This is a genomic window from Arthrobacter sp. PGP41, from assembly GCF_002953935.1.
GTDB lineage: Bacteria > Actinomycetota > Actinomycetes > Actinomycetales > Micrococcaceae > Arthrobacter.
Map to the genome: position 1 here is coordinate 2080631 of NZ_CP026514.1, position 21805 is coordinate 2102435.

General features: G+C 62.2%; 19 protein-coding genes. 6 read left to right on the forward strand and 13 right to left on the reverse strand.

Annotated features, from left to right (window positions below; translation table 11 throughout):
- Nucleotides 1–18: 18 nt before the first annotated feature.
- The 3 genes from C3B78_RS09425 to C3B78_RS20390 all read right to left on the reverse strand — a co-directional run bounded on the left by C3B78_RS09425 (nt 19) and on the right by C3B78_RS20390 (nt 3107).
- Entirely contained in the window at nt 19–1551 is a 1533-nt protein-coding gene (locus C3B78_RS09425; RefSeq protein ID WP_199775372.1) for an ABC transporter substrate-binding protein, read from the reverse strand.
- A gap of 575 nt (nt 1552–2126) precedes the next feature.
- Nucleotides 2127–2813 (reverse strand): Gfo/Idh/MocA family protein, encoded by a 687-nt coding sequence (locus C3B78_RS09430; RefSeq protein ID WP_199775373.1) that lies wholly within the window; start codon nt 2811–2813, stop codon nt 2127–2129.
- A 9-nt stretch (nt 2814–2822) separates the two neighbouring features.
- A complete protein-coding gene (locus tag C3B78_RS20390) occupies nt 2823–3107 on the reverse strand; it encodes a Gfo/Idh/MocA family protein (RefSeq protein ID WP_442778266.1) in 285 nt (94 codons plus the stop codon).
- Between the two features lie 425 nt (nt 3108–3532).
- On the opposite strand from C3B78_RS20390, the gene C3B78_RS09435 reads away from it, so the two are divergent.
- Nucleotides 3533–4417, forward strand: a complete 885-nt coding sequence (locus tag C3B78_RS09435) for an NAD-dependent epimerase/dehydratase family protein (RefSeq protein ID WP_104997838.1) — start codon at nt 3533–3535, stop codon at nt 4415–4417.
- A gap of 150 nt (nt 4418–4567) precedes the next feature.
- On the forward strand, nt 4568–4786 hold the full coding sequence (locus C3B78_RS09440) for a hypothetical protein (RefSeq protein WP_158677230.1): 219 nt from the start codon (nt 4568–4570) through the stop codon (nt 4784–4786).
- Between the two features lie 129 nt (nt 4787–4915).
- Here C3B78_RS09440 and C3B78_RS09445 read toward each other — a convergent pair whose 3' ends face one another.
- From C3B78_RS09445 to C3B78_RS09460, 4 genes are all read right to left on the reverse strand, one after another.
- Nucleotides 4916–5371: a response regulator gene (locus C3B78_RS09445; protein WP_158677231.1), complete on the reverse strand. Its 456-nt coding sequence runs from the start codon at nt 5369–5371 to the stop codon at nt 4916–4918.
- Nucleotides 5372–5506: 135 nt separating this feature from the next.
- On the reverse strand, nt 5507–6724 hold the full coding sequence (locus C3B78_RS09450; protein WP_104997841.1) for a beta-propeller fold lactonase family protein: 1218 nt from the start codon (nt 6722–6724) through the stop codon (nt 5507–5509).
- A 1463-nt stretch (nt 6725–8187) separates the two neighbouring features.
- A complete protein-coding gene (locus C3B78_RS09455; protein WP_104997842.1) occupies nt 8188–9288 on the reverse strand; it encodes a Gfo/Idh/MocA family oxidoreductase in 1101 nt (366 codons plus the stop codon).
- A 143-nt stretch (nt 9289–9431) separates the two neighbouring features.
- The gene (locus C3B78_RS09460) at nt 9432–10250 is read right to left on the reverse strand and encodes a TIM barrel protein (protein WP_104997843.1); all 819 of its coding nucleotides are present in this window, start codon (nt 10248–10250) and stop codon (nt 9432–9434) included.
- A gap of 136 nt (nt 10251–10386) precedes the next feature.
- On the opposite strand from C3B78_RS09460, the gene C3B78_RS09465 reads away from it, so the two are divergent.
- Both C3B78_RS09465 and C3B78_RS09470 read left to right on the forward strand, forming a co-directional pair.
- On the forward strand, nt 10387–11850 hold the full coding sequence (locus C3B78_RS09465; RefSeq protein WP_324778436.1) for a sugar porter family MFS transporter: 1464 nt from the start codon (nt 10387–10389) through the stop codon (nt 11848–11850).
- Between the two features lie 31 nt (nt 11851–11881).
- Entirely contained in the window at nt 11882–12802 is a 921-nt protein-coding gene (locus C3B78_RS09470; RefSeq protein WP_104997844.1) for a sugar phosphate isomerase/epimerase family protein, read from the forward strand.
- A 162-nt stretch (nt 12803–12964) separates the two neighbouring features.
- Here the strand turns inward: C3B78_RS09470 and C3B78_RS09475 are convergent, their stop codons facing one another.
- The gene (locus C3B78_RS09475) at nt 12965–14026 is read right to left on the reverse strand and encodes a LacI family DNA-binding transcriptional regulator (RefSeq protein ID WP_104997845.1); all 1062 of its coding nucleotides are present in this window, start codon (nt 14024–14026) and stop codon (nt 12965–12967) included.
- An 815-nt stretch (nt 14027–14841) separates the two neighbouring features.
- Between C3B78_RS09475 and C3B78_RS20395 the strand changes: the two genes are divergently transcribed.
- Nucleotides 14842–15105: a hypothetical protein gene (locus C3B78_RS20395; protein WP_442778272.1), complete on the forward strand. Its 264-nt coding sequence runs from the start codon at nt 14842–14844 to the stop codon at nt 15103–15105.
- Nucleotides 15106–15226: 121 nt separating this feature from the next.
- Here the strand turns inward: C3B78_RS20395 and C3B78_RS09490 are convergent, their stop codons facing one another.
- The 5 genes from C3B78_RS09490 to C3B78_RS09510 all read right to left on the reverse strand — a co-directional run bounded on the left by C3B78_RS09490 (nt 15227) and on the right by C3B78_RS09510 (nt 20516).
- The gene (locus tag C3B78_RS09490) at nt 15227–15484 is read right to left on the reverse strand and encodes a hypothetical protein (RefSeq protein WP_104997847.1); all 258 of its coding nucleotides are present in this window, start codon (nt 15482–15484) and stop codon (nt 15227–15229) included.
- Between the two features lie 204 nt (nt 15485–15688).
- Nucleotides 15689–16069 (reverse strand): universal stress protein, encoded by a 381-nt coding sequence (locus tag C3B78_RS09495; protein ID WP_104997848.1) that lies wholly within the window; start codon nt 16067–16069, stop codon nt 15689–15691.
- Between the two features lie 38 nt (nt 16070–16107).
- A complete protein-coding gene (locus tag C3B78_RS09500; RefSeq protein ID WP_104997849.1) occupies nt 16108–18135 on the reverse strand; it encodes a tripartite tricarboxylate transporter permease in 2028 nt (675 codons plus the stop codon).
- 8 nt (nt 18136–18143) lie between these two features.
- Nucleotides 18144–19355: a Bug family tripartite tricarboxylate transporter substrate binding protein gene (locus C3B78_RS09505; RefSeq protein ID WP_104997850.1), complete on the reverse strand. Its 1212-nt coding sequence runs from the start codon at nt 19353–19355 to the stop codon at nt 18144–18146.
- Between the two features lie 81 nt (nt 19356–19436).
- Entirely contained in the window at nt 19437–20516 is a 1080-nt protein-coding gene (locus C3B78_RS09510; RefSeq protein WP_104997851.1) for a PrpF domain-containing protein, read from the reverse strand.
- A gap of 276 nt (nt 20517–20792) precedes the next feature.
- On the opposite strand from C3B78_RS09510, the gene C3B78_RS09515 reads away from it, so the two are divergent.
- The gene (locus C3B78_RS09515) at nt 20793–21707 is read left to right on the forward strand and encodes a LysR family transcriptional regulator (RefSeq protein ID WP_104997852.1); all 915 of its coding nucleotides are present in this window, start codon (nt 20793–20795) and stop codon (nt 21705–21707) included.
- The last annotated feature ends 98 nt before the right edge of the window (nt 21708–21805 follow it).

Here is a 21805-nt window from a genome sequence, read left to right on the forward strand (position 1 = left end):
GGACGTTTTCCCCCGTCTCTACTTGGACCAGGCGAGGTCGCTCAGCCGCCAGGAACGCTCGAGAGGATCCAGGACGAGGCCCTCGACCCTGTCGCTCACCACGGCGCTCTGCCGGTACCAGGCCACAGGGATCACGGGCAATTCGTTGTGCAGGATGTCGGTGACCGTGCGCCGGTTTTCCTCGCTGCTGCCGGCATCGGTGCCGGTGGACATGGCGTTCAGTGTCGAGGTCAGATCTGCATTGTTCCAGCCCATGGCGCCGTAGTCGGCGCCGCCGGGCCTGAAGTCCTCGGTGAGGGTCACCAGCGCGTCGGGCACAAGTGCGTAATTGCGCGAGTACAGTGCCAGTTCCAGCGAACCGTCCTTGTGTCCGGCGGGAATGTCGCTCGAATTCCCGACCTTAACGTCCAGGGTGATTCCCACCTCTTTCAGCTTCGCCTGGATGGCGGTTGCAAGCAGCGGCAGTTCCGGGCGGTCAGGGAAGGTGCGCAGGCTGACCGAGAACTTTTTCCCCTCGCGCTCAAGGATTCCGTCGGCTCCGGGGGCCCAGCCGGCCTCGGCCAGCAGCTTCTTCGCTTCGTCGGCGTCATGGGCCAGCGGCGTGACATCATCCTGGTGCCACTCCGGCAGCGAGGGCGGGAACAGCTGGCTGGCGGCCATTTCAGGGTCTCGAAGCAGCGCAGTTGCCATCGCTTCGCGGTCCAGGGCCAGGCTCAGGGCTTGACGCACGCGGGAATCACCCAGGAATTCGTGTGCGGCGTTTACCTTCATCAGGATGGTCCTGGGAAGAGTTACCGCCGCGATATCCAGTTTGCCGGCCTGCTTGATCCGCTGCAGGCTGGTCGGGTCCATCCCGAACGTGACGTCGGCCTGTCCGCTTTCGGCTAGCAGCGCACGGCTCTCGGCCCTTCCCACCGCCTGGTAGTGGACCTCCGCAATCTCCGACTTTTCGTCCTGCCACTGCTCAGAGGCAGCCAGTTCGATGGTGGCCGGCTGCTCCAGCCGCGTCACCTTGTAGGGACCGGAGCCCACTACCTCGGTGACTGACCGGTCGGCAGCGTACGAGCTGGGGGCAAGAATCTGTGTGCTGGTGTGGCCAAAGACGGCGGGCAGCGGGGCGTACGGCTCCATCAGGTCTACCCGGACTGCCCCGTCCTCGGCCGTGATGGACTTGACCGGAACCGTTGCAAGGGGGCTTGCCGCCTTGGTCCGCGCGGTCTCCAACGCGCCGACAACGGAATCAGCCGTGACCGCGGTCCCGTCATGGAAAGTGGCACCCTCGCGTAGCGTGAATCGCCAGGAAAGATTATCCGGAGAGGCCTCCCAAGCCGTGGCCAGCCCAGGCTGCAGCGCCCCATGATTGTCTGCATCCACCAGGGTCTCAGCCACCTGCAGGCGGGTGAAGAATCCTCCGCTGGTGGAGGGGTCAAGGCTGTGAAGCTCAAACTGCCCAACTACCTTCAGCGGCTGCTGAGCAGCCTGGTTCTTTGCCGGGTTTTCCCCGGCGCATCCGGCCATCATCAATACGGTGGCAGCTGACGCCCCGGCCATTCTTATCCTGCGCCCAAGCATGGGTCTGCTCCTTTTTAGTTACCAAGTGTTAGTTCCCATGCGTCATTCTAGTTGCGATTGATTATCATTACCAAAACTGGTGCTACTTGTTTAGGTCTGCCAGGGGCAGCGGGTGAAGAAATCTCCGGGGGGCGCTACCAACCAAGACGAGCCCTGGTTGGCTGTGACTTCCTGAACGTGCTCATGGATGGCGAGCCTCATAGATACCTTGGCGCCTCCGAACCGCAGTCTTTCGACCGCGTCGAACAACCTTCGATGACGTCCGAAACCTTCTGTGCTGCATAATTGCAGCCCAACTAGGGCGCTGATTGGAGTGGTCAGCGCTTGTCGTCCCGCGCTTCGCCGGCCCACGGGCCCGACGCGATAACTGCTTCACCCTGACGGATCAGTCTCATCTCTGACCGCGAGGACGGGCTGGGGGTGATGCCCGGCGGGGTCTGTCAGTACACGCCAACCCCTAATCTCCGGCATTTCCCTCGGTGGGCAACAGGGAGGGGAAGTTCGGCCTCTCTGGCGGTTCACTCCAGGATGCCGCTGCCGGGAAAGCTGCATGTTTATTGCACAATGCCGAAACCTGCGGCAGCGTAGATTCCGTCGATGACCTTCATGTTGGAAAGGTTGTCGGAGCCCTCAGGGAGCAGCTCCTGGCCCGACTCAAGACCATGGACTACGGCCTCCAGTTGATGGTCGTAGGTCTCAAGACCACGTACAGTCCACGTACGGTCCAGCCCGTTATGGCTCAGGGTGACGGAGTGTCCTTTGGAAGGAAAGACCAGATTCTTGACGACGAGTTTCCCTTCTGTACCGACCACTTCGAGGGATGAGTTCAGGTGGCCGGGCTCTTCCAGCATTGCTGATGTGATGAGCGCTTTTGCTCCTGAGGGAAACTGGAGGTCGGCCGTTACGCTCAGGTCCGCGCCAAGGGGATTGAGCGTCCCGCTGGCTCGGACTACCTTTGGTTCTTCGCCCATAAATGCCCGCACCCAGTGAACCGGGTAGCAGCCGAGGTCCATCAGCGATCCGCCTCCCAGTCTCGGGTCGTGTCGCAGCGACGCGGGATCGAAAGGATTCGAGCTGGAAAAGTCTGCGCTCAGTGTCAAAACCTCGCCGAGCCCGCCGGAGGCCTTGACGGCATCGAGTTCCGCGCTGAGGGGGTGGTAGCGGTCATGAAAGGCTTCGATGAGGCGGCAACCTGTCGATTGCGCAGCCTCCAGCATTTTTGCAGCCTCATCCGCATTCATTGCGAAGGGCTACTCGCAGAGCACGTGCTTTCCTGCCTCCAAGGCGGCGATCGACCACTTGGCGTGCTCGGAGGGTGGCAGCGCGTTATAGACCAAATCAATGCCGGGGTCGGACATCAAAGAGGAGTAATCGCCGTAAAAACGGTCAATCCGGTGGTGGTTTGCAAACTGGTGTGCAGACTCTGCACGGCGGGAGGCTACAGCGACGACCTCTACGTCAGTTCGCCGCCTGGCTGGCCGGATGACCGCCGCAGGCGCTATACCCGATGCGCCCAAAATTCCGATTCTTAACATTGCATGTCTCCTTGCTGGGGCGCCAGAACGGCAGTCTATTCGCGTCAAGTTGTACGAGCATCCCCATCATGCGAGCCGGTGCCAACCGGACACGGTGAAGCTGCATCTGCCACCCGCCCCGAGTTAGAGCAGCGGAAGGTCGAGGGGAACAACGGCGGCACTCGCGGCAGCAGCGGGCGTTGACCTCGATGCATTCAGCTTATATAGTTCAGGCCATAAACTAAAGCTGGTAGGGCGTTGCAGAAGGTTATCGGCCAGACGGCCTCGCGGGTGCCAGTGCCGTATCGGTGGGCGGCGAGAACGACACCCGGAGCTCGAGGCGTCCTGAAACCCATCAGCGAGGCCGGCGAGGACAATCCAGCTGAGGGTGCCGGAGAAATACTCATCCATGTGCCGACCCCGTACCCCCCCATCTAGGAGACATCATGAAGGTCCTCATCACTGGCGCTCATGGAAAGGTCGGTCGTGCCGCTACTCGGGCGATGATCGTCGCCGGACACGAAGTACTCACCACCGATCTCACTCGTCCCGGCTTCGAGCGTAAGCCTGAAGGCACCCCGAAGTACACGATGGCCGACCTCACCGATGCAGGGGAAGCCTACGCCGTCGTCCGCGGAGCGGATGCCGTCGTACACGTCGCTGCAATCCCCGAACCGACGGGTAACCCGCCTCACGTCGTATTCCAGACCAATCTCATGGCGACCTTTAATGTCCTTGAGGCGGCCATACAATTTGGCGTGAAACGCTTCGTTTTCATCTCCAGTGAGACGGTCCCGGGGTTCTTCTTTCCCGAGCGCGGATTCCTCCCTGACTACGCACCCGTGGACGAGGAGCACCCGATCCGCCCGCAGGACCCCTACGCGCTCTCCAAGCACTTCGGCGAGCAGCTGATGGACGCCGCAATCGCCCGGTCCGACATCCAGTGCATCTCCATCAGGCCCAGCTGGGTCCAGTTCGAAGGCAACTACGAGAATAACCTCGGACCGCAGATCCGTGATGCATCGGTCCTCAGCCCCAACCTATGGAGCTACGTCGACGCCTACGACCTCGCCGATGCCATCGTCCTGGCCGCCGAGTCAGACCTGCCCGGACATGAGGTCTTCTACATCGCTTCCCCCGAGAATGTAGGCGGGCACGACTTCGCTGAGGTCCTGAACAAGTACTACGGTGACACCATCGAACTGCGCGAACTACGCCGTACCGATGCTTCGGGGATCTCAAGCGCCAAAGCCCAACGGATGCTGGGCTGGACGCCGAAGCGATCCTGGCGTGACTACCTCGACGCCGAAGGACATAAGCTCAACCAGTAACGAGAGGGACGGGGCGGGAGCCTCTCCCGCCCTTTCCCTCTCGCAATGCGCTCATCAGCCCTCGGACTTTCTGATGGCCGGTGTGGGCCCCTGCCGGGACTTTCTGAATAACGGCGGGTGGGGTCCGGTCTGTTCCGAAAGGAGACGGCCGTGCCAGAGTCCACGACCGAGATGACAGGGGCGATGATCGATCCTGTGACGGGAGAGATCATCGATCAGAAGGAGCTTGCGGAACGGTTGCTCGCGCAGGCCGGGGAACAGGGCGTGAGCCTGGTGGGCCCAAGTTTCATGGCCCGTCCTGACCATCCAAATGGCGGGGACTTACCCGGTGCAGTGTATGCCCGCCCGCGGGAAAGCAGGAGGGGGTAAACGGCCAGGGTGCGCCACTGACCACCGCACGCACGTCACCCGAACACACAGGAGAACGATGCAGCACTGGCGGCACCCATTTACGCGCAGTCGCGCAGCACGTGCGCTCGCCAGGATCCCATCCTGGGCCTATTCGTGGGCGAGTGCTTTCGTGGCCAGCACATCGTTCATGCGCTGGGTCAGATTCCGGACGCTGCAGGGCTTGCCGAGCAGGTCGTCTATCCCGGCGGTACGGTATTGGTCTATGACTATCTGGGGTTGGGCGGTGAGCATGAAAATGTGGGCGGTGCTGGTTTCCTTGATACGCCGGGCTCCTTCCAGTCCGTCAATATCCGGCAGTTCGTAATCCAAAATGATCACGTCGGGATGATACTCGCCCACGGACGTGATGCCCGACAATCCGTCCTCGGCCAGATGAACGGCGGTACCTGCCCATGGGCAGACACGCAGGAGCAGGTTCCGGATGTCTTGGTCGTCTTCTATGAGCGAAACGGGACTACATCGCTGCTGGCGCCGTTGAGGTAACCGCAGGATGAAGAAGGCCCTCCGGTGGGGGACCGATGGGCCTTCCTCAACTGAGGCCACCCGCCCCGGATGCAGTCATCGACCGGAACCTTGGCGAAACCTCGACACACTTCTGCAAGAGGGCTGGAACCTCATAGCCCCATGCAGTAGCAAGTTCTGATGCACGTCAGGAAAACACAGCTGGAGGTCAACTGCTCAGCGGACCTTCGCCTTAGTCACGGTGATCGTGATGGCGTCCGTGACGGCGTCGGGGCTGACACCGTTGGTGGCGGTCACCCTGAACGTGAACTTGCCGGCCTTGGTTGGGGTTCCGGACAGGACTCCGGTGGTGGGGTTCAGGGTTAGGCCTGCAGGCAGTGCACCGGAAACCTGGAAGGTTGGGGCCGGGGTACCCGTAGCGGCGAACGTGTAGCTGTAGGCGGTCCGCGTGTTCGCCTTGGTCGGTGGCGTGGCGGCGGTGAACACCGGTGGTGCTGCGTTCACGGTGATGACGGACACCGTGTTGGAGAAGGTGTTGACGACATAAACTCTCGACCCGTCCGGGGCGACTGCAGCACTGCCCGAGCCCCGCTCGACCGGCACCGTGGAGGTCACCGTGCCGGATGCCACGTCGATGACTGACACCGTCTCATCAGAGTTGGCGACGTAGACAGCCGACCCGTCCGGGGTGACCGCAACACCGACCGGGCTCAACCCAACCTGGATCGTGGAGGTCTCCGCACCGGATGCCACGTCGATGACCGACACCGTGGAGCTCTCGTTGTTGCTGACGTAGGCTGTGGACCCATCCGGGGTGAACGCAATACCGGCCGGAGACGGCCCCACGTTGATCGTGTCGGTCATCGTTCCCGAGACGACATCAATGACCGATACCGTGTTGTAGTCCTGCCCGTTGGTGACGTAGGCCGTCGACCCGTCCGGGGTGAACGCAACGGCGCCTGGATACGGCCCTGCCGCGATTGCGGTCGTCATCGTGCCCGACGCCACATCAATGACCGACACCGTGTTGGTGTCGCCGCTGGTGACATAAGTGATCGATCCATCCGGGGCGAATGCAAGGGTGAGCGGCAGGGACCCGACAGGGATGCTGGACGTCATTGTCCCTGACGCCACATCAATGACGGACACCGTGTCGGACCCGGTGCTGGTGACGTATGCCGTTGACCCGTCCGGGGTGAACGCAACATCGATGGGGAACGGCCCTACCGCGATTGAAGAGGTTATCGTTCCCGAGGCGACATCAATGACGGACACTGTGTCGGAATCGGTGTTGGTGACGTACGCTATGGACCCGTCCGGGGTAAACGCAACGTTACTGGGGTTTGGGCCGACCTGGATCGTGGAGGTCGCCGTGGCGGCAGCAATTGCCGGGACATCCGCCAGCATGAGGGCCGCCAGGAAGGTGCCGATCATGGCCGCACGCCGGCCGCGAAGGCGGGCAGCGCACGATCGCCGCGCGGAAAGGCGTTTTCCGGAGTGCTGTGTTTTGTTGGCTTGGGACGAAGGCCGATCCAGGTATGGCCGGGACAATGTATTTGATAGCTGCATTCTGGTTCCCCCTACGAATGGAAAGCGAATTCTGTTGTGGCGCGTTTTTTGCGGCCTTCGGAAGATCACCTGCCGTCGTTGACGGACGGAAATCGTCTCGGCGCAGCACTGCGCCAAGAACAACGGGTGCCGGCAGGCCCCCTCATAACGACTCGCCGAAACAACGGCTCAAGCCGGAGCTTATCGACCCGGTGAACCTGCCGTCACCATTAGCCGGTACCTGTCTTTTGCGTTGGAGCTACCTGTTTATTGCGCACGAGAAATTGGGCGGCCTGCCACTAATGGAAATTCTCAACCACGGTGCATGACGATCACGAATCGAGTTCCTTACCCGTTCCTTTCTCATACGTATTCAGCGTGTTCACCTTTTTATATACAGCCCGGCGGTCAGGTCTTGGTCAGCATCTGGATTTGGGGGTGCACCATTCGAAAGCACATTGGCCGCATGCTCAAGCGGGGCGACAATTAGCGATACCCGCGATCGGACGAGCAGTCTCAGCCGCGGTGCTGGTCGTCGTTGGGGCAGGACTGGCGCTGCTCGCTGTGCTGGCTCTGGGGCAGCGGCCTCAGGCGCAATTCCAGTCGACTCCGCAGTGGATGATCGAGGGCACGGTCGAGCCCATGGCCAGCGCAGATCGTGAGTCCCAGCAGGTGTAATTTCAGGGGTGGCGGCGGCTGTACCCGCTGGTTTGTCCTCTCGGCAGACGCCGTTGTGTTGCAGCACTATCGGGCAGTCCTGCCAGCCGCCGGCTGGGAAGTGGTCGAGGATGACGGGCGCCGCCTGGGGGCCCAGCGTGATGGCCTGGCGTTAGAGGCGATGCCCTGCCTTGGAGGCGGTCTGTTCGGGCCGGAAGCGAGGAAAACCGCGCGTTCGGACAGGGAACGGTTATCCCTCCGGGTTCAGACACATGTGCTGCACACCACTGAAAACGACGACAACCAACTGAAACTCCCCACCAGCTCCGACACTCCTGCTCGGCACATAGCAAGGCAGGGGAGCGAACGCGCATGAGCGTGCCTGGGACAACGCTCAGTCCCGTTATGCCATACTCTTTGCGGCCCCGGGCCTCGATCGTCGGCCCTGCGAGCTTCACACCTCCGCGGCAGGAACATCGGGAAACCCGTTCCATACCTTGCGGACTCAGCTTGGCCTTCGGGCCCGTGGGGCCGGGTGGCCCCGCGGCGTCTGTCTCGCCGTCGCGGATCGCTGTAGGCACCACGCGTCCTTAAACCCAGGGGCCCTGGCGGCACGGTCACGTGGTGCCGTGCCGCCAGGCAGGGCCGGTGTTACTGAGCCCGTTTAGCCCTTTGGGACTCCCGGCTGAATGTCAGGCGTGGAGTGCTGCCTGAGTTGTTGCGCCCGCGACGGCCACCGTTGAGCCGCTTTGGGCGGACTCGATGCATGCAAGTGCGATGGCAAGGGCGCGGCGGGCGTCCGGGAGCCCTGGCGTGAGCGGAATGCCGGAGTCCGGGGCGGCTTCGCCGTCACGGCGGCTGCGGACGTGCTCTGCGAAGTCAGCCAATTCGTCACGGTAAGCGTCAGCGAACAGTTCGATGTTCAGACGGGGGGTCTGAGCGGAGAGGCCGTCCGCTCCGTAGCGCACGGCGGCCGTTTCGGTGGCGCGGCCGGCTTGGACCATTCCGAGGGAGCCGTAAACCTCGCCGCGTACGTCGTAGCCGTAGAGAGCGGAGAAGTTCGCCTCGGCGACAGCGATCGCGCCGTTGCTGTAACGGATCGTGACGACAGCCGTGTCGAGGAACCCTGCGTCTTTGAAGGAGGGTTCGACGAGAGCGTCTGCGGTGACATGGACGCTCACGGGCTCTGCTGTGGGGTTGTACCAGTTGAGCGCATCAAAGTCGTGGATCAGGGTTTCGAGGAAGATGGTCCACTGGGGGATCCGTGCCGCGTGCGGGATGCTTCCGTTGCCGGGGTCACGGGTGACCGAGCGCAGCAACTGCGGGATACCCACGGTCCCGGCTTCGATGTCACGGCGGCTAGCCAGGAAGTCGGCGGCGTAGCGGCGGTTGAAGCCGATTTGCCAGTGGACGCCCGCTGCGGCGACGGCTTCCTCTACCTGGGCCAGTTCCTCTAGGGTGAGCGCTCCGGGCTTTTCGCAGAAAACGTGCTTGCCGGCGCGGGCAGCGTCGATTGACAGCTGGGCGTGGAAGCGCGCCGGTCCCGCGATGACGACGGCGTCGATGTCGGGATCTGCCAGCAGGTCGGCTGGGTCCGTGGTCACGTTGGAAACGCCGAGCTCGGCGGCGAGTTTTGTAGCGGGTTCAACCGCGGGGTCCGCGATCGCCGCCAAGGCTGCTCCGGGGATCTTCTCGGCCAAGCTGCGGGCATGGTAGGCGCCCATCCAGCCGGCGCCGATGAGGCCAACCTGGACCGGCCGTGGCCGCGCTGATTCGACAGTGAAGTAGGTCATTGGGGTGTCCTTTCAAGAGTGTTGGCTGGTTGATCCAGCCTTTTCTGGTCTGTGGTGCCAGGGGCAGTGCCGGGCGCCCAACGGAGTAGGCACGGAAGGCGGAGTAGGCACGGAAGGCGGCCGATGAGCAGCCGCCCGCGTGGTCAGAGGGAGAGTTCCACGCCGGAGCCGGCAAAGGCCTGACGGAAGGCTTCCAGGGCGACGAGGGAGTCAGCTTTCGCCCAGCCCTCCAGCGCGACGACTCCGGTGTAGCCGAGGGCTCCGAGCGCACGGGAAATTGCCGGGTAGGCGATCTCGCCCGTGCCTGGCTCGAAACGGCCGGGCACATCCGCGACTTGAATCTCTCCTATCAGAGGCAGTGCGCGGGTAACGAGGTCGATCAGGTTACCTTCACCGATCTGGGCGTGATACAGGTCCAGATTCAACCGCAGGTAGGGGCTATTCACGGCTTCGACAAGCGCAATGGTTTCCGCTGCCTTGGCAAACGGCGTTCCAGGGTGATCCACGGCCGTGTTCAGGTTTTCGAGGGTGAAAACGCGGTTTTGCTTTTCGCCGAGCTCCGCGATCCGCTTGAGCGTATCGGCTGCGCGGATCCAGTCCGGTCCGCTGGTCGATTCGACCGGCTTAACGGGAAGGCCTTTGCCGTCGAGTCCGGTACCGTGCAGATTTAGACGGGGACTGTCCAGGACCTCCGCCGCCTGCAGCGACTGCTCTGCCGTCCGGACCAACTCATCGGCCCCCTCTTTGTCGACAAGGTCGCCGCTGATGTAACCGGTCATCGACGAAAAAGTCGCACCAGAGGCGGCTAACGCTTTCAGGTCCTTCGCGGTCCAGTCCCAGATTTCCACTTGGAAACCCAGGGAGTCGATCTTCCGTACCCTTTCCAGGAAGGGCAGATCAGTGAACAACATTTCCGCCGAAGCGGCCAGCGTGATCCCGTTGGGGTTGAGCGCCACGCTCATGCGATACCTCCATTGCTACCGGCCGCCAGAGGTCATTTTTTGACCGCGGACCTGCCTCGTCAACAAACACTAGCACGTGCTAATTGTCACGTGCTAGTGTGGTGCAAAACTCATTGTCAGGACAAAGGAGTCTGTTGTGCCCACTATCGACCACACCTCGACAACCAGCGGATTGCGCTCGGCGCTCCCGCCCCTCACGCCCGGCCCGTACCGTAAGCGGCTGGGCCTAGTAGCCCTTATCGCGACGTTCGGGGGCTTGCTCTTCGGTTACGACACGAGCGTACTCAACGGGGCCCTCCACCCGATGAGCATTGAGCTCAACCTCAACGCCTTCACTGAGGGAGTCGTAACGAGTTCACTGTTGTTCGCCGCCGCGGCCGGAGCCGTCAGCGGCGGTCGGCTTTCCGATGCCTGGGGCCGGCGCAGGGCGATCCTGCTGCTTTCATCCCTGTTCTTCGTCGGCGGCCTGGTCTGTGTCTTTGCACCGGACTTCACGGTCATGGTGATCGGCCGCGCCATCCTGGGCTTGGCCGTGGGCGGCGCGTCGACCGTCGTGCCCGTCTACCTGGCCGAACTCGCACCCTACGAGATCCGCGGCTCACTTGCCGGACGCAACGAGCTGATGATCGTAACCGCCCAGCTTGCCGCCTTCATCATCAACGCCATCATCGGCAATACCTGGGGAGAGGTCCCCGGTATCTGGCGCGTCATGTTGTCCATCGAAGTCATTCCCGCCACGGCGCTGTTTATTGGCATGCTGCGCGTGCCCGAGTCACCGCGCTGGCTGGTGGAAAAGGGGCGCAACCGGGAAGCACTTAAGGTCCTCCAGGCGCTGCGTCCCGCCGGCCGTGCCGAAGCTGAAATCGCAGAAATTGAATTCCTTGCCAAAAAGGAAAGCGAGCAGTTTCAGTTCAACTGGCGTGGCATCCTGTCCAACAAATGGCTCCTTCGGATTCTGCTCATCGGCATCGGCCTGGGCGTATTCCAACAGCTGACGGGCATCAATTCCATCCTGTACTACGGGCAGACCGTACTCATCGACGCCGGGTTCTCGGCGAACGCAGCCCTTGTCGCGAACGTCGCCCCGGGCGTAATCGCAGTGGTCACCGCAGTCATTGCCCTTCGCATGATCGACCGTTTCAGCCGCCGCAAGACGTTCATCCTTGGCTATGCCCTCACGGCACTCTGCCACGTCCTCATCGGCACCGCCTCCCTGCTGCTGCCCGCAGGTAACCCTGCCCGTCCGTTCGTCCTCCTCTTCCTGATCGTCGCCTTCGTGGGCTCGATGTCGCTGTTCCTGAACGTCGCCACGTGGGTGACTCTGTCTGAGATCTTCCCGCTGCGGATGCGCGCCTTCGGGATGGGCGCATCTGTGTTCATGCTCTGGATCACAAACGCATTCCTGGGCCTGTACTTCCCGACGATTATCGGCGCCATAGGCATCTCCGGTTCCTTCTACTTTTTTGCAGCCCTCAACGCGGTCGCCCTCGTGTTCGTGTACAGGCAGGTACCTGAGACCCGTGGCCGCAGCCTCGAGAAGCTCGAAGAAGACGTTATGACCGGCGCAATCTACAAAGTCGACGCCAAGAACGCACGTTGACACGCAAGCATCAAGACATCAGGAGGCTCCCATGAGCGACACCAAAAGCACCGTACACATCGGAACAGCTCCCGATTCCTGGGGCGTCTGGTACCCAAACGACCCGCAGCAGCCTCCATGGGAAAGATTCCTCAACGAAGCACGCGATGCCGGCTACGAGTGGATTGAACTCGGTCCCTACGGCTATTTGCCCACCGATCCGAACCAGCTTGCCGACGAACTTGGTTCCAGGGGGCTCCATCTGTCTGCCGGAACGATGTTCACATCCTTCCACCGTGGCACCGGGGAAGCCTGGAAGACGGCGTGGGAAGAGGCCCAGCAGATCGGCAAGCTCATCTCGGCGCTGGGGGCAGAACATGTAGTGGTGCTGCCAGAGATGTGGGGTGAACCCGAGTTCCAGAACCCCGTTCTCCGGACGCCAGGAGTAGAACAATGGGACCACCTTCGCGAACTTCACAACCAGCTGGGACGTGCCCTCCGCGAGGAATTCGGGCTCAGCCAGCAGTTCCACTCGCACGCCGAGAGCCAGATCGGCACCACCCGCGAGCTGGAGCGGTTCATCGCAGAAACCGATCCCGAATTCGTGGGCATCTGCCTGGACACCGGCCACTATGCCTACTACGGCGGCGACAGCGTTCGGCTGATCCGAAACCACCCTGAACGGATCGGATACCTGCACCTAAAGCAGGTGGACCAAAACCTGATCTTCGACGTGCTGAAGAACGGAACTACCTTCGCCGACGCCGTCCCGCAGGGAATCATGACCGAGCCTCCAAACGGCATTCCGGACTTCGGGCCGGTCCTTGAAGCTGCCGCGGAGCTGGGCAGGGACATCTTTGCCGTGGTCGAGCAGGACATGTACCCGCTGCCCTCGCTGGAAACACCCCTGCCCATTGCCGAGCGAACCCGGAAGCACATCATCTCCTGCTCCAACCTGGCACTCCGTCGATAGATGACGTTTTCGGCAAGGTGCAGCCAAAGCCGCCGGCCCCGTGTACGCAACAGCTGCGGGCAGCAGGTCCACTCTGTCAGGGCCCTTCCAATGAGCCGGAAAAGTTCCCGCAGGGACCAGTTTCGAAGCCCCCGCTCTTTCGACCCCCGGTCGGATTTGGGTCTAAAGGGCCCTCCCACGGGGAGGGCCACTGCTGGTACGCACAACAAGGTGTGGCGTTTCTTTGTGTTCCAGCCAAGGGGCCGAGGGGTCTTCGAGCCGCCGAACCATAGCCGCTGTGGCACGGTCGGTGAGGTCACGAGGTTTGAATCCAACCGTGGTGAGCTGCACGTACGGCAGGCTTGAGAGGGTGCTGTCATCAAAGCCAACCACCGAGATGTCCTCCGGAACCCGGAGCCCGCGTCGCACAAGGGTTCCCAGGACTCCCATGGCACTGCGGTCATTTGCGGCCATAATCGCCGTCGGGAGAGGTTTTCGGTTGAGTATTTCAACCGCCGCCCTGGAGCCGCCCTCCTCCGAGTAGTCGCCTCCAACCACATCCATGTGATGTCCAAGGCCGGCACCAGCCATCGCTTGCTCATAGGCGCTGCGGCGAACGGCGCTCCCCGGCCCCTCACCTCCGCTCACGTAAGCAATCCTGGTGTGCCCCAGCCCGATGAGGTGCTCCACCAGCATCCTCGTACCTGCGGCATCATCAACCCGCAGATCGTCATGGGATTCCACGCTCCGGGGACCACCAACCATGATGACCGGAATGTTCGCCGGAAGATCCGACACATGGCTGCCACCTCCTTCGGCTGCCAGGACAAAAAGTGCCTCGATTCGTTGACCCAGCAGCTCGGCAACGACTTTCGACGCGCTCCGTTCCTTCGACAAGGGACCCAAAATAAGCGAGAAACCGTGCTTCTCCGCCGACCCAAAGAGAGCTTCAACCAAATCAACCTCGAACGGCTGGTGCATGGTGAAGAGTACGCCTAAGCGGAAAGTCCGCCGACCGCGCAGAGCCCGGGCGGAGGCATCGGGATAATAGCCGATCTCCTTCGCGGCAGCGAGAACTTTCGCGCGGGTCTCTTCACTTGCCCCCGGAAGGTCACGAAGGACGAGTGAGACCAGCTGCCGGGATACCCCTACATGCTCGGCGAGGGTCTTCATTGTGGGCCGCTCAACGACCCCGGCGTTCCGCGCCCTGGAGGTACCCTCAGGTTGCTCTGTCTGGACGTTCACTTTCACTCCGTGACTCGATCGATTGCTTCCCGCTCCGACTACCTTAGTGAAAATCACGCCCCCGATTCCGGTATTGGTGTCCCCGGCGATCCCATCTGCTGCGCTGCCTCCGCCCACGCCACCGGCGCCCGTGCCGAGCAAACTCAAAAAACTGCAAAAACGCCATCAAGGGCTGCTGGAGCTCCGTCGAGGGCAGGCCCGGGCGTTGCCGTTCCCGGCAGCAACTTAATCTTGACACTAGCACGTGCCAATTTTTTGGAACCAACCCTAGTCAGCCGGTTCTAGCCCGTGCTGGTCGCGGCATGATTCCCGGAACGGTTCATGAAGGTCTTCATGCCGGACGTTCTCGAAAGACGCATTTGCCCTTTCCCTGCCAAGTGGGTGTGGACGGTGTCCACACTTATGTCTGCTTTATCGGAGGGACAAAGCATCCCCATCAAGGTTCCCCAGAGCTTCTGCTGGCTTCAGTTGGGCTGGCCGCGTACTGGCCAGTACCAGAAAGTGATGACTTGAAATCAAGGCGTGAAGCGCCGCAGTGTCTCATAGCGGCGGAGGCAGGAACTCCTTTGCAGGCCTTGCGGAACTGATCTCTTCTGGGTGAAACTCATGAGGCGGTGATGTATTGAGTCATTTCTGATCGCAAAGACAAATCAGTGGGAGGGGACGCAATGGTGCGTCCCCGTGTCAGCAGGGGCAACGACGCCTCGCCGAGGATCCCGCAGACCGGGAGGAGCGCTTTGGCCGGAATGTTTGAACTATTTATTGATTCAGAGGCCTCGTTCAGATTTCGTTTAACAGCACCGGATGGCACTGTCATGGCCGTGTCCAAGGCCTTTGATAACAAGAGCGCCGCCGTTGCCGGTATCGCCGCCGTTCGGGAGTATGCAGGCATGGGATTAGTCAGTGACCTCTCTACGGCGGACACAAGGCAGGCGCCGTCAGAGACAAATGATCTCTCAGCTGTTCACGCCACCAGGTTCGGGCGCATTCCAGTAACCGACCTTCATCTGAACGCCAAACCAAGACCGCGCGCCGGTTTCAGTCCAGCCCGCCGGGCCCCTTGGACCCGCATCACATAGCTTCCAGGAATCTGAGTCGGTCTGTGCATACTTGTGCAGGCACGGAGTGCTGGACCCTATTCCGACGGCGTTCGCGTGGTTTCCTGACGTCCGGTTGGGTTGTACCCCGGCTGTCGTCAGTTCAGCCTTGCTTGACTGGTCGCCGGTACACACGCAGTCCGTCGTTGTGCAGGAACAGTGCCCGGCCCTGTCCGCCGTCCTGCTGAAGCCAGAGCATGCTGCCGTCGATGGCGAGCATGTCTATGCGTCCTGTCGCTATGACTCGTCCGTGATTGTGGATCTCTACTTCGTCGGTCCGCGCAAGTGTTGACCAATTGGCAATGGGTCCGGGCGTCAGGAAGCCGGTGTGGGGTTTGAGCGTGCGGGAGCTGGCGTTCATCTCGGTTGTCCTTGATCTCTAGGCGGGCGGTTCGTTGTTCCGAGGCGGATATGGGAGGAGGCAGGGCAACCATTTGGTCACCCTGCCTCCGTTTGCATGCCGCCCTGTCCTCGCGCCCGTCCGTCGGGCTACCTGTTGCGATGGAGTGCGGGAACGGCAGCATGCTTGCCGGACAATGTGTTCCGGCAGTCAAGTAGCGCCGGGTCAGAGTTTGTCGGCCCGAACTGCGAGTACCGGGCAGGTCGCGTCGAGCAGGATACGTTGGACGGTGCTTCCCAGGATGAGTTTGCCCACCATGGACCGGTGTCTCAGTCCAACGACGATCACTTCGACGTTGCGGTCCTGTGCGATCTGGATGACCGCGTCCCCTGGATCGGCCAGGATTGAGGATTCGATGATCAAGCCGAGACCGGATTCGGTCAGTTGGCTCTCCAATGCCTGCAGTTCCTGCTCGTCCAGGTCGTGGTGGCCCCGGCCGATGTTCACGATGAGCAGGTTTGACTTCCGCCGGTGGGCTTCGTTGATCCCCTCAGTTAGCGCCTCCCTGCCTTCGGGGGCGGATGCGTAGGCTACGAGTACCGTCATTTATTCATTTCTCCAATGGCTGTCGGGGTGTTCCGGTGCTAGACGAGGCTGTTAAGCCAGCCCTGCGGGAGGTCAATAGGCAGCAGCGAGGGCAGAGCCACTAGAACGATGTACAGGACGCCGGTGTAGATGATGGTCACCTTAAGCCGGGCCCTTGCGACTATCAGGAGGAAGGCCGGGATGAAGATCGTGACTGCAATCAGGTATCCGAACGCGGCCGTGAGAGCCAGGAAGCCCGTCATCCACAGGAAGGTCTTCAACGCGAACTTTGCGTCAAGAGTCCAGCCTGCCTTCGCGGGCTGTGTTTCACGGATGCCCTCTATCTCCTCGGCCAGGATCTCATCTGCCTTCGGGGTTCTGCCGCGAAGCCTTCTCCGGATCTCAACGAAGAGCAGGATGCCGGAGAAGATCAGGCCTCCGGTGCTCACCAGCTGGGGGACCAGCCTGGCCTCCGGTGAGAATGAAGCGGACGAGATTAGGGCGGCGGCGAAGGCGACGAAGAAGATGCCTGATGCTGCGAGGGACCAGGTTGAATTCTTCAGCGGTGCTTCGTCGTCCTCGGGCTGTTCGTCCCGGTGACCATCGTCAAGGTTGGTGTGTCGGCGGGCGCGGATGAATTTGATGAAGGCCCAGATCATCGGCAGGATCAGGATCGCCAGGAAGACCATGACGCCGGGGCGGGCCATCCAGTCGAATCCTTCGTAGAGGCTGTCGGTGAGGAAGTAGTAGCGTTCCAGCGGGATGGCCAGGACGAAACCTATCAGGAATGGTGCCCTGGGGAATCCTGTCGATTTCAGCAGCCAGCCGAAGACGCCAAGGATGATCATGATCCAGAGGTCGCCGAGCTGGCCGCCTTCCTGGAAGGAGCCCAGGAGCATGATGGCTACAAGGCCTGCTGCCAGGACGGCGAAGGGGACCTTGGTCAGTTTTGCGAGCTGTTTGACGCTGAGGAAGCAGAGCAGCGCGCCAAGGATCGAGGCAATCGCGAAGGACCAGACGATCAGGTACATCAGGTCGAGGTGTTCTGTGATGATCGAGGGGCCGGGCTGGATGCCGTATGTGAGGAGCATGCCCAGGAGCATCGCTGAGGGCACGCCGCCGGGGATGCCGAAGAGGAGGGTGGGGATCAGGTCGCCGGCTTCCACGGAGTTGTTGGCGCTTTCGGGGCCGACGATGCCGCGGGGGTCTCCCTTGCCGAACTGGCGCTTGTCTTTGGCGGTTGCGACGGCCTGGCCGTAGGCCATCCAGGTTCCGGCGGTGGCGCCGACGCCGGGCAGGACGCCTGCCCAGATACCGATGAGCGCTCCGCGGATGACCTGCGTCCAGTGAGTGAGCCATTCCCGGATGCCCTGGCCCCATCCGCCGCCGAGGCTGATGGTTTGCTTTTCGCCGCGACGCTGGCTGGCGCGGGATGCGATTTCGGCCAGACCGAAGATGCCCAGGGCAACAGCGACGAGGGAAAGGCCGTCCCCGAGGAAGAGGCTGCCGAAGGTGAAGCGTTCTTCTGCTGTGGTCGGTGAGGTTCCAACCATGCCCAGGATCAGGCCGAGGAGGCCGGCCGAGATGCCCTTGATGATGTTTCCCCGTGACAAGACTGCCGCTAAAGATACGCCGAGGACGGTCAGCATGAAGAGCTCGGGGCTGGCGAAGGACAGGACGAGGGGCCTGGCCAGCGGGATCGCCAGGGTCAGGCCGACTGCGCCGATGATGCCTCCGGCCATGGAGGAGAGGAACGCAAGGGTCAGGGCGCGTGCTGCCTGCCCTTTTTTGGCCATGGAGTAGCCGTCGAGCATGGTGACGCTGGCGGATGCTGAGCCTGGGGCGCCGAGCAGTACCGCAGAGACGGTGTCTGAGGTGTGGACGACGGCGAGGGCGCCGATGAGGAGCGCCAGAGCCTGGGGCGGTTCCATGCCGAAGGTGATGGGCAGCAGGATTGCGACGGCGCCGGTGCCGCCAAGTCCCGGGATGAGGCCCATGATCAGGCCGGCGACGGTGCCGATCAGGAGCATGATGAGCAGGGAGGGATCAGCGAGGGATGCCAGCGCTGCCATTGCGGAGTCAAGCATGATGGTCCTTATTCAACGTGGATGTTGTATTTGTCCGCGAGCAGCCCTGTGACATAGGACCGGACGGAACTGCTGACTTTGTAGGCGTCCCGGACGCGGTCGGCTACTCCGGGGTCCGCGACGAGGGGGTAACCGCCGAGTACCTTGGCTGCCTTTTCTTGGAAACCTGGGTCGGTGCCGAGCTTCTCGCTGGACTGGCGCAGCAGCTCGTAGGCGTTTTCCGGGGTCTCCTGGGGAACCCAGAGTCCCTTTTGGTAGGTATAGGTCAGCCCGAGCAGGGTCTTGTAGGCCTCGTACTTTTCACCTGACGGCTTCTTTCCGTGGAGCGTTTCGTAGGCTTCAGCAACCGTGGGCACGTCCGGGAAGTTGGGGTCGCGGATGACGTCTCCGGCCTCGTTCAGCTGGCCGAAAGACATCAGGACGACCGCTTTGCCTTCCTTGGCGATGCCGGCGACGGCTGAGCCGTAGGCTGAGGTCGTCTGGTAGTCCAGGTCGATTTCGCCGCGCTGTAGGGCAAGGTTGACCGGGCCTCGGCCTTCGAACCCGAAGGTGCTGGTGACATCCGCTTCGAGCAGGTCGAAGGCCACCAGGGTGGTGATGTCCAGGCCTGTGGCGCTGATCCCGCCGAATTCCAGCGGGGTGTCCCGGTTGACCAGATCCTGCAGGCCGGCGACGCCGGCTTCTGCGCGGGCGTAGATAACCCCGCCGGTGCCGTTGACGACGACGGGCTTGAGGTCTTCAAAGGAGTACTTCACGGCCGAGCGTCCCAAGACCCAGGGCACCACGGTAGAGGCTGTGCCGACCAGGATCTCGGTGCCGTCAGTCTTGGCGGAGCGGGCGAACCGGTTGGTGCCCAGAATGCCTTCGCCGCCGGCTTCGTTTACCGGTGCAAAACCAGGGCGGCCCGGAACGTAGTTGGTCAGCTCGGTTCCGATGAACCGGGCCCAAGTATCTGTTCCACCGCCTGAAGCCAAGGGAATCAGGAATTCGAGGGTTTCGCCGCTGAAATCGCCGTCTTCGGTGCTGGACGGCGGGTTGAGCAGGCTTCCACCCAGGACGGTGGTTGCCGTTCCCAGCAGTGCGAATGCGCCCACGGCTGCGAGGATAGTGCGCCGGGAATGCTTGGGCGGATCGGCCTGCTCGGTCTGTTCGGTCTGCACGATGGGGGTGTCCTCCGGGAGAAGTCCTGGTGGCTCCAAGGATGACTTATTGCTCGTCATTGAGGGTCCTTTTGTTGGTGCCTACCTCAATGCAACACCACGTGGGCACTGGTTGAGGGGGGCGGGTGTGGTTTGGTGCGCTTACCAGGTTTCTGGCAGCAGAAGTTCGGCGTCGGCGATGCGGCGGGCGCTTCGGAGGGTGCCGACGACGGGGGTGCCCAGGCGGCTTTCGGCCCATGTCTGGACGATGCCGGCGGGGGTTCGCATGGTGAGGCCGGATGTGGCGTCCTGGGAGATCAGGCCCCAGACCACAGTGCCTTCGTGCTGGGCCGCCATAGTCAGCGCGACGCTTCCGGTGACGGCCAGTGCGGGATGAAGCCGGCCCATGGAGAGCATCATCACGACGAGGTCAGCCTCTTCGCCCGCTGTTGCCTTGGCCACGAGCGCCAGCTTGGGTATGGCCCGCCGGGCCTCAGCGGGGGCGGATGCGAGTCCCATGCGGACAGCGGCGTCCCTGCGGACATCGTCCAGGTGCATGAGCAGTCCGGCCCGGGCGTCGATGTCAGCAGCGGTTTCGGTTCCGGTCAAGCCGACGGACTCGGCCTCGAGGATGATCAGGGGAGCGCCGGCGTCGATGAGCGTGGCTTCCACCTGCCGTCCGTCGAAGGTCACTTTGTCCAGCGGGTTCCCGGTTGGGAACAGCTTCCCGGTGGTTCTGCCGGCCGGATCAAGGAATCCCATTCCCACGGGCAACCCGGGGAACGGGACACCGGGAATGTCCTGTGTGCCGGCCTGCTGCAGCCTGCCCCCGGGTGTGGGAACCTTCTGCAGGATGAGCTGGTTGGTGTTCGTATTCAGGGCCCGGACGGACGTGCTTTCAGCACCGGCGGACACCCAGCCCCGTTCAATGGCGTACGGGGCGACAACGGCTGAGCAGTTGCCGCAGTTGCTGCCCCAGTCGACCTTCTGCTCGTCGATGCCTACCTGGGCGAAAGTGTAATCCACGTCCGCTTCATCGCTAAGCGACCGGGAGAGGATCACTGCCTTGCTCGTGGTGGAGGTTCCGCCGCCGACGCCATCGATCTGGCGGTTGTCGGGGCTGCCGAACAGACGCAGGAGCACCTCATCCACGCTTTTACCCGGAACCTGCAGGTTGTCCCATTCGAACACCCAGCACTTGCTGGTACCGCCTCGCATCCACGTCGCTGGGATCTTATACATCGTCGTCTCGCACCTTCCTCGGGGCTCTTCTCGACCCTTCCACGCCTCACTGGCCTACCTCAGTGTGAGGCGTACCGTAGATGAATTACAATCAACAGATTTTGCAGATCCAGGCAGTTTTACTTCAATCACTGGCCCTCTATTCCTGTTTGGATTGCAGTCCCAGCGCCGAAGGCTGGTGGCGCAGGCTTGGACCACCCTTGATCGAGCGTCAAAGATGAAGCGGTAGTATGGGATTGTGAGAGGGGTTGAAGGATTACTTCAAAGGAGGCCAGTGTGTTGAACGTCAGGAGACTGGAGTTGCTGCTGGACGTCGTGGAACTTGGTTCCATAACAGCTGCCGCGGAAAAGCACGTCTACTCACCGTCCGGTGTTTCCCAGCAGCTCCGACGTCTGGAAGCCGAAATTGGCCAGCCGCTGCTGCAGCGCCAAACCCGGGGAATGGTACCAACGGACGCCGGGCACGTTCTGGCGTCGCACACCCGCCGCATTCTTCGCCAGATGGCTGCGGCAGAGGCCGACCTGGCGGAGATCGCAGGGCTTAATCGCGGCAGCCTGACCATGGGCACCTTCCCTACGCTGGGTGGGTCGTTCCTTCCCCTGGTCATCAGCCGCTTCAAGAAGCAATACCCCGCGATTGAACTCCACGTCCGCAGCACACGGTTTGAAGAGCTGCTTGAAATGCTCGAAAACGGGCAGGTGGGAGTGTCCCTCTTATGGGACTACGAGTGGAACCGGATCAGTCCTGAAGACTTCGCGCTGACCACCGTCTTCGAAGACGCCACCGCGCTCATCGTAGGCAAGGACCATCGGCTGGCACGTCGGAAACAAGTGGACATGACCGATCTGGCCAACGAGGAATGGATTGTCCGGGGCGAGGAACACCCCGTCGTCGAAGTCCTCCAAAGGAGTTCCCGGGCCGCCGGGTTCACCCCGCGGATATCCTTCTACGCCAACGATTACCAGGAAGCCCAAGCCATGGTCAGCGTCGGACTGGGAATAGCCCTTGCGCCCCGGACCGCGGTAGTCAACAAGCACCCCGGGGTCAGCATCATTTCGCTGGGAACGAGCGCGCCCTCGCGCCGGATACTGCTGGCCCACCGGCACGACAGAGTGCGCGCTCCCGCGGAAATAGCCTTCCAATCCACACTGCTGGAGGTCGCCAAGGACGCAACGGCCGATTTTAGGTGAGAGTCGTTCGACCCCGGGGGTGGCCTGGCCTCGCCACTGCAAGTTGCCGCAACGATACGTTGCGACCCCAGCCCGCCAGTAGCAGATGCCCGGTGCTG

Excerpts from the sequence above, each read along its gene's own strand:
- C3B78_RS20390 (WP_442778266.1), bottom strand. The coding sequence starts at position 3,107 with ATGTTAAGAATCGGAATTTTGGGCGCATCGGGTATAGCGCCTGCGGCG.
- C3B78_RS09425 (WP_199775372.1), bottom strand. The coding sequence starts at position 1,551 with ATGGCCGGGGCGTCAGCTGCCACCGTATTGATGATGGCCGGATGCGCC.
- C3B78_RS09460 (WP_104997843.1), bottom strand. The coding sequence starts at position 10,250 with ATGAGCGTGGCGCTCAACCCCAACGGGATCACGCTGGCCGCTTCGGCG.
- C3B78_RS09455 (WP_104997842.1), bottom strand. The coding sequence starts at position 9,288 with ATGACCTACTTCACTGTCGAATCAGCGCGGCCACGGCCGGTCCAGGTT.
- C3B78_RS09490 (WP_104997847.1), bottom strand. The coding sequence starts at position 15,484 with ATGAACGCCAGCTCCCGCACGCTCAAACCCCACACCGGCTTCCTGACG.
- C3B78_RS09435 (WP_104997838.1), top strand. The coding sequence starts at position 3,533 with ATGAAGGTCCTCATCACTGGCGCTCATGGAAAGGTCGGTCGTGCCGCT.
- C3B78_RS09510 (WP_104997851.1), bottom strand. The coding sequence starts at position 20,516 with ATGTATAAGATCCCAGCGACGTGGATGCGAGGCGGTACCAGCAAGTGC.
- C3B78_RS09470 (WP_104997844.1), top strand. The coding sequence starts at position 11,882 with ATGAGCGACACCAAAAGCACCGTACACATCGGAACAGCTCCCGATTCC.
- C3B78_RS09430 (WP_199775373.1), bottom strand. The coding sequence starts at position 2,813 with ATGAATGCGGATGAGGCTGCAAAAATGCTGGAGGCTGCGCAATCGACA.
- C3B78_RS09495 (WP_104997848.1), bottom strand. The coding sequence starts at position 16,069 with ATGACGGTACTCGTAGCCTACGCATCCGCCCCCGAAGGCAGGGAGGCG.
- C3B78_RS20395 (WP_442778272.1), top strand. The coding sequence starts at position 14,842 with ATGGCCGTGTCCAAGGCCTTTGATAACAAGAGCGCCGCCGTTGCCGGT.
- C3B78_RS09450 (WP_104997841.1), bottom strand. The coding sequence starts at position 6,724 with ATGATCGGCACCTTCCTGGCGGCCCTCATGCTGGCGGATGTCCCGGCA.
- C3B78_RS09500 (WP_104997849.1), bottom strand. The coding sequence starts at position 18,135 with ATGCTTGACTCCGCAATGGCAGCGCTGGCATCCCTCGCTGATCCCTCC.
- C3B78_RS09505 (WP_104997850.1), bottom strand. The coding sequence starts at position 19,355 with ATGACGAGCAATAAGTCATCCTTGGAGCCACCAGGACTTCTCCCGGAG.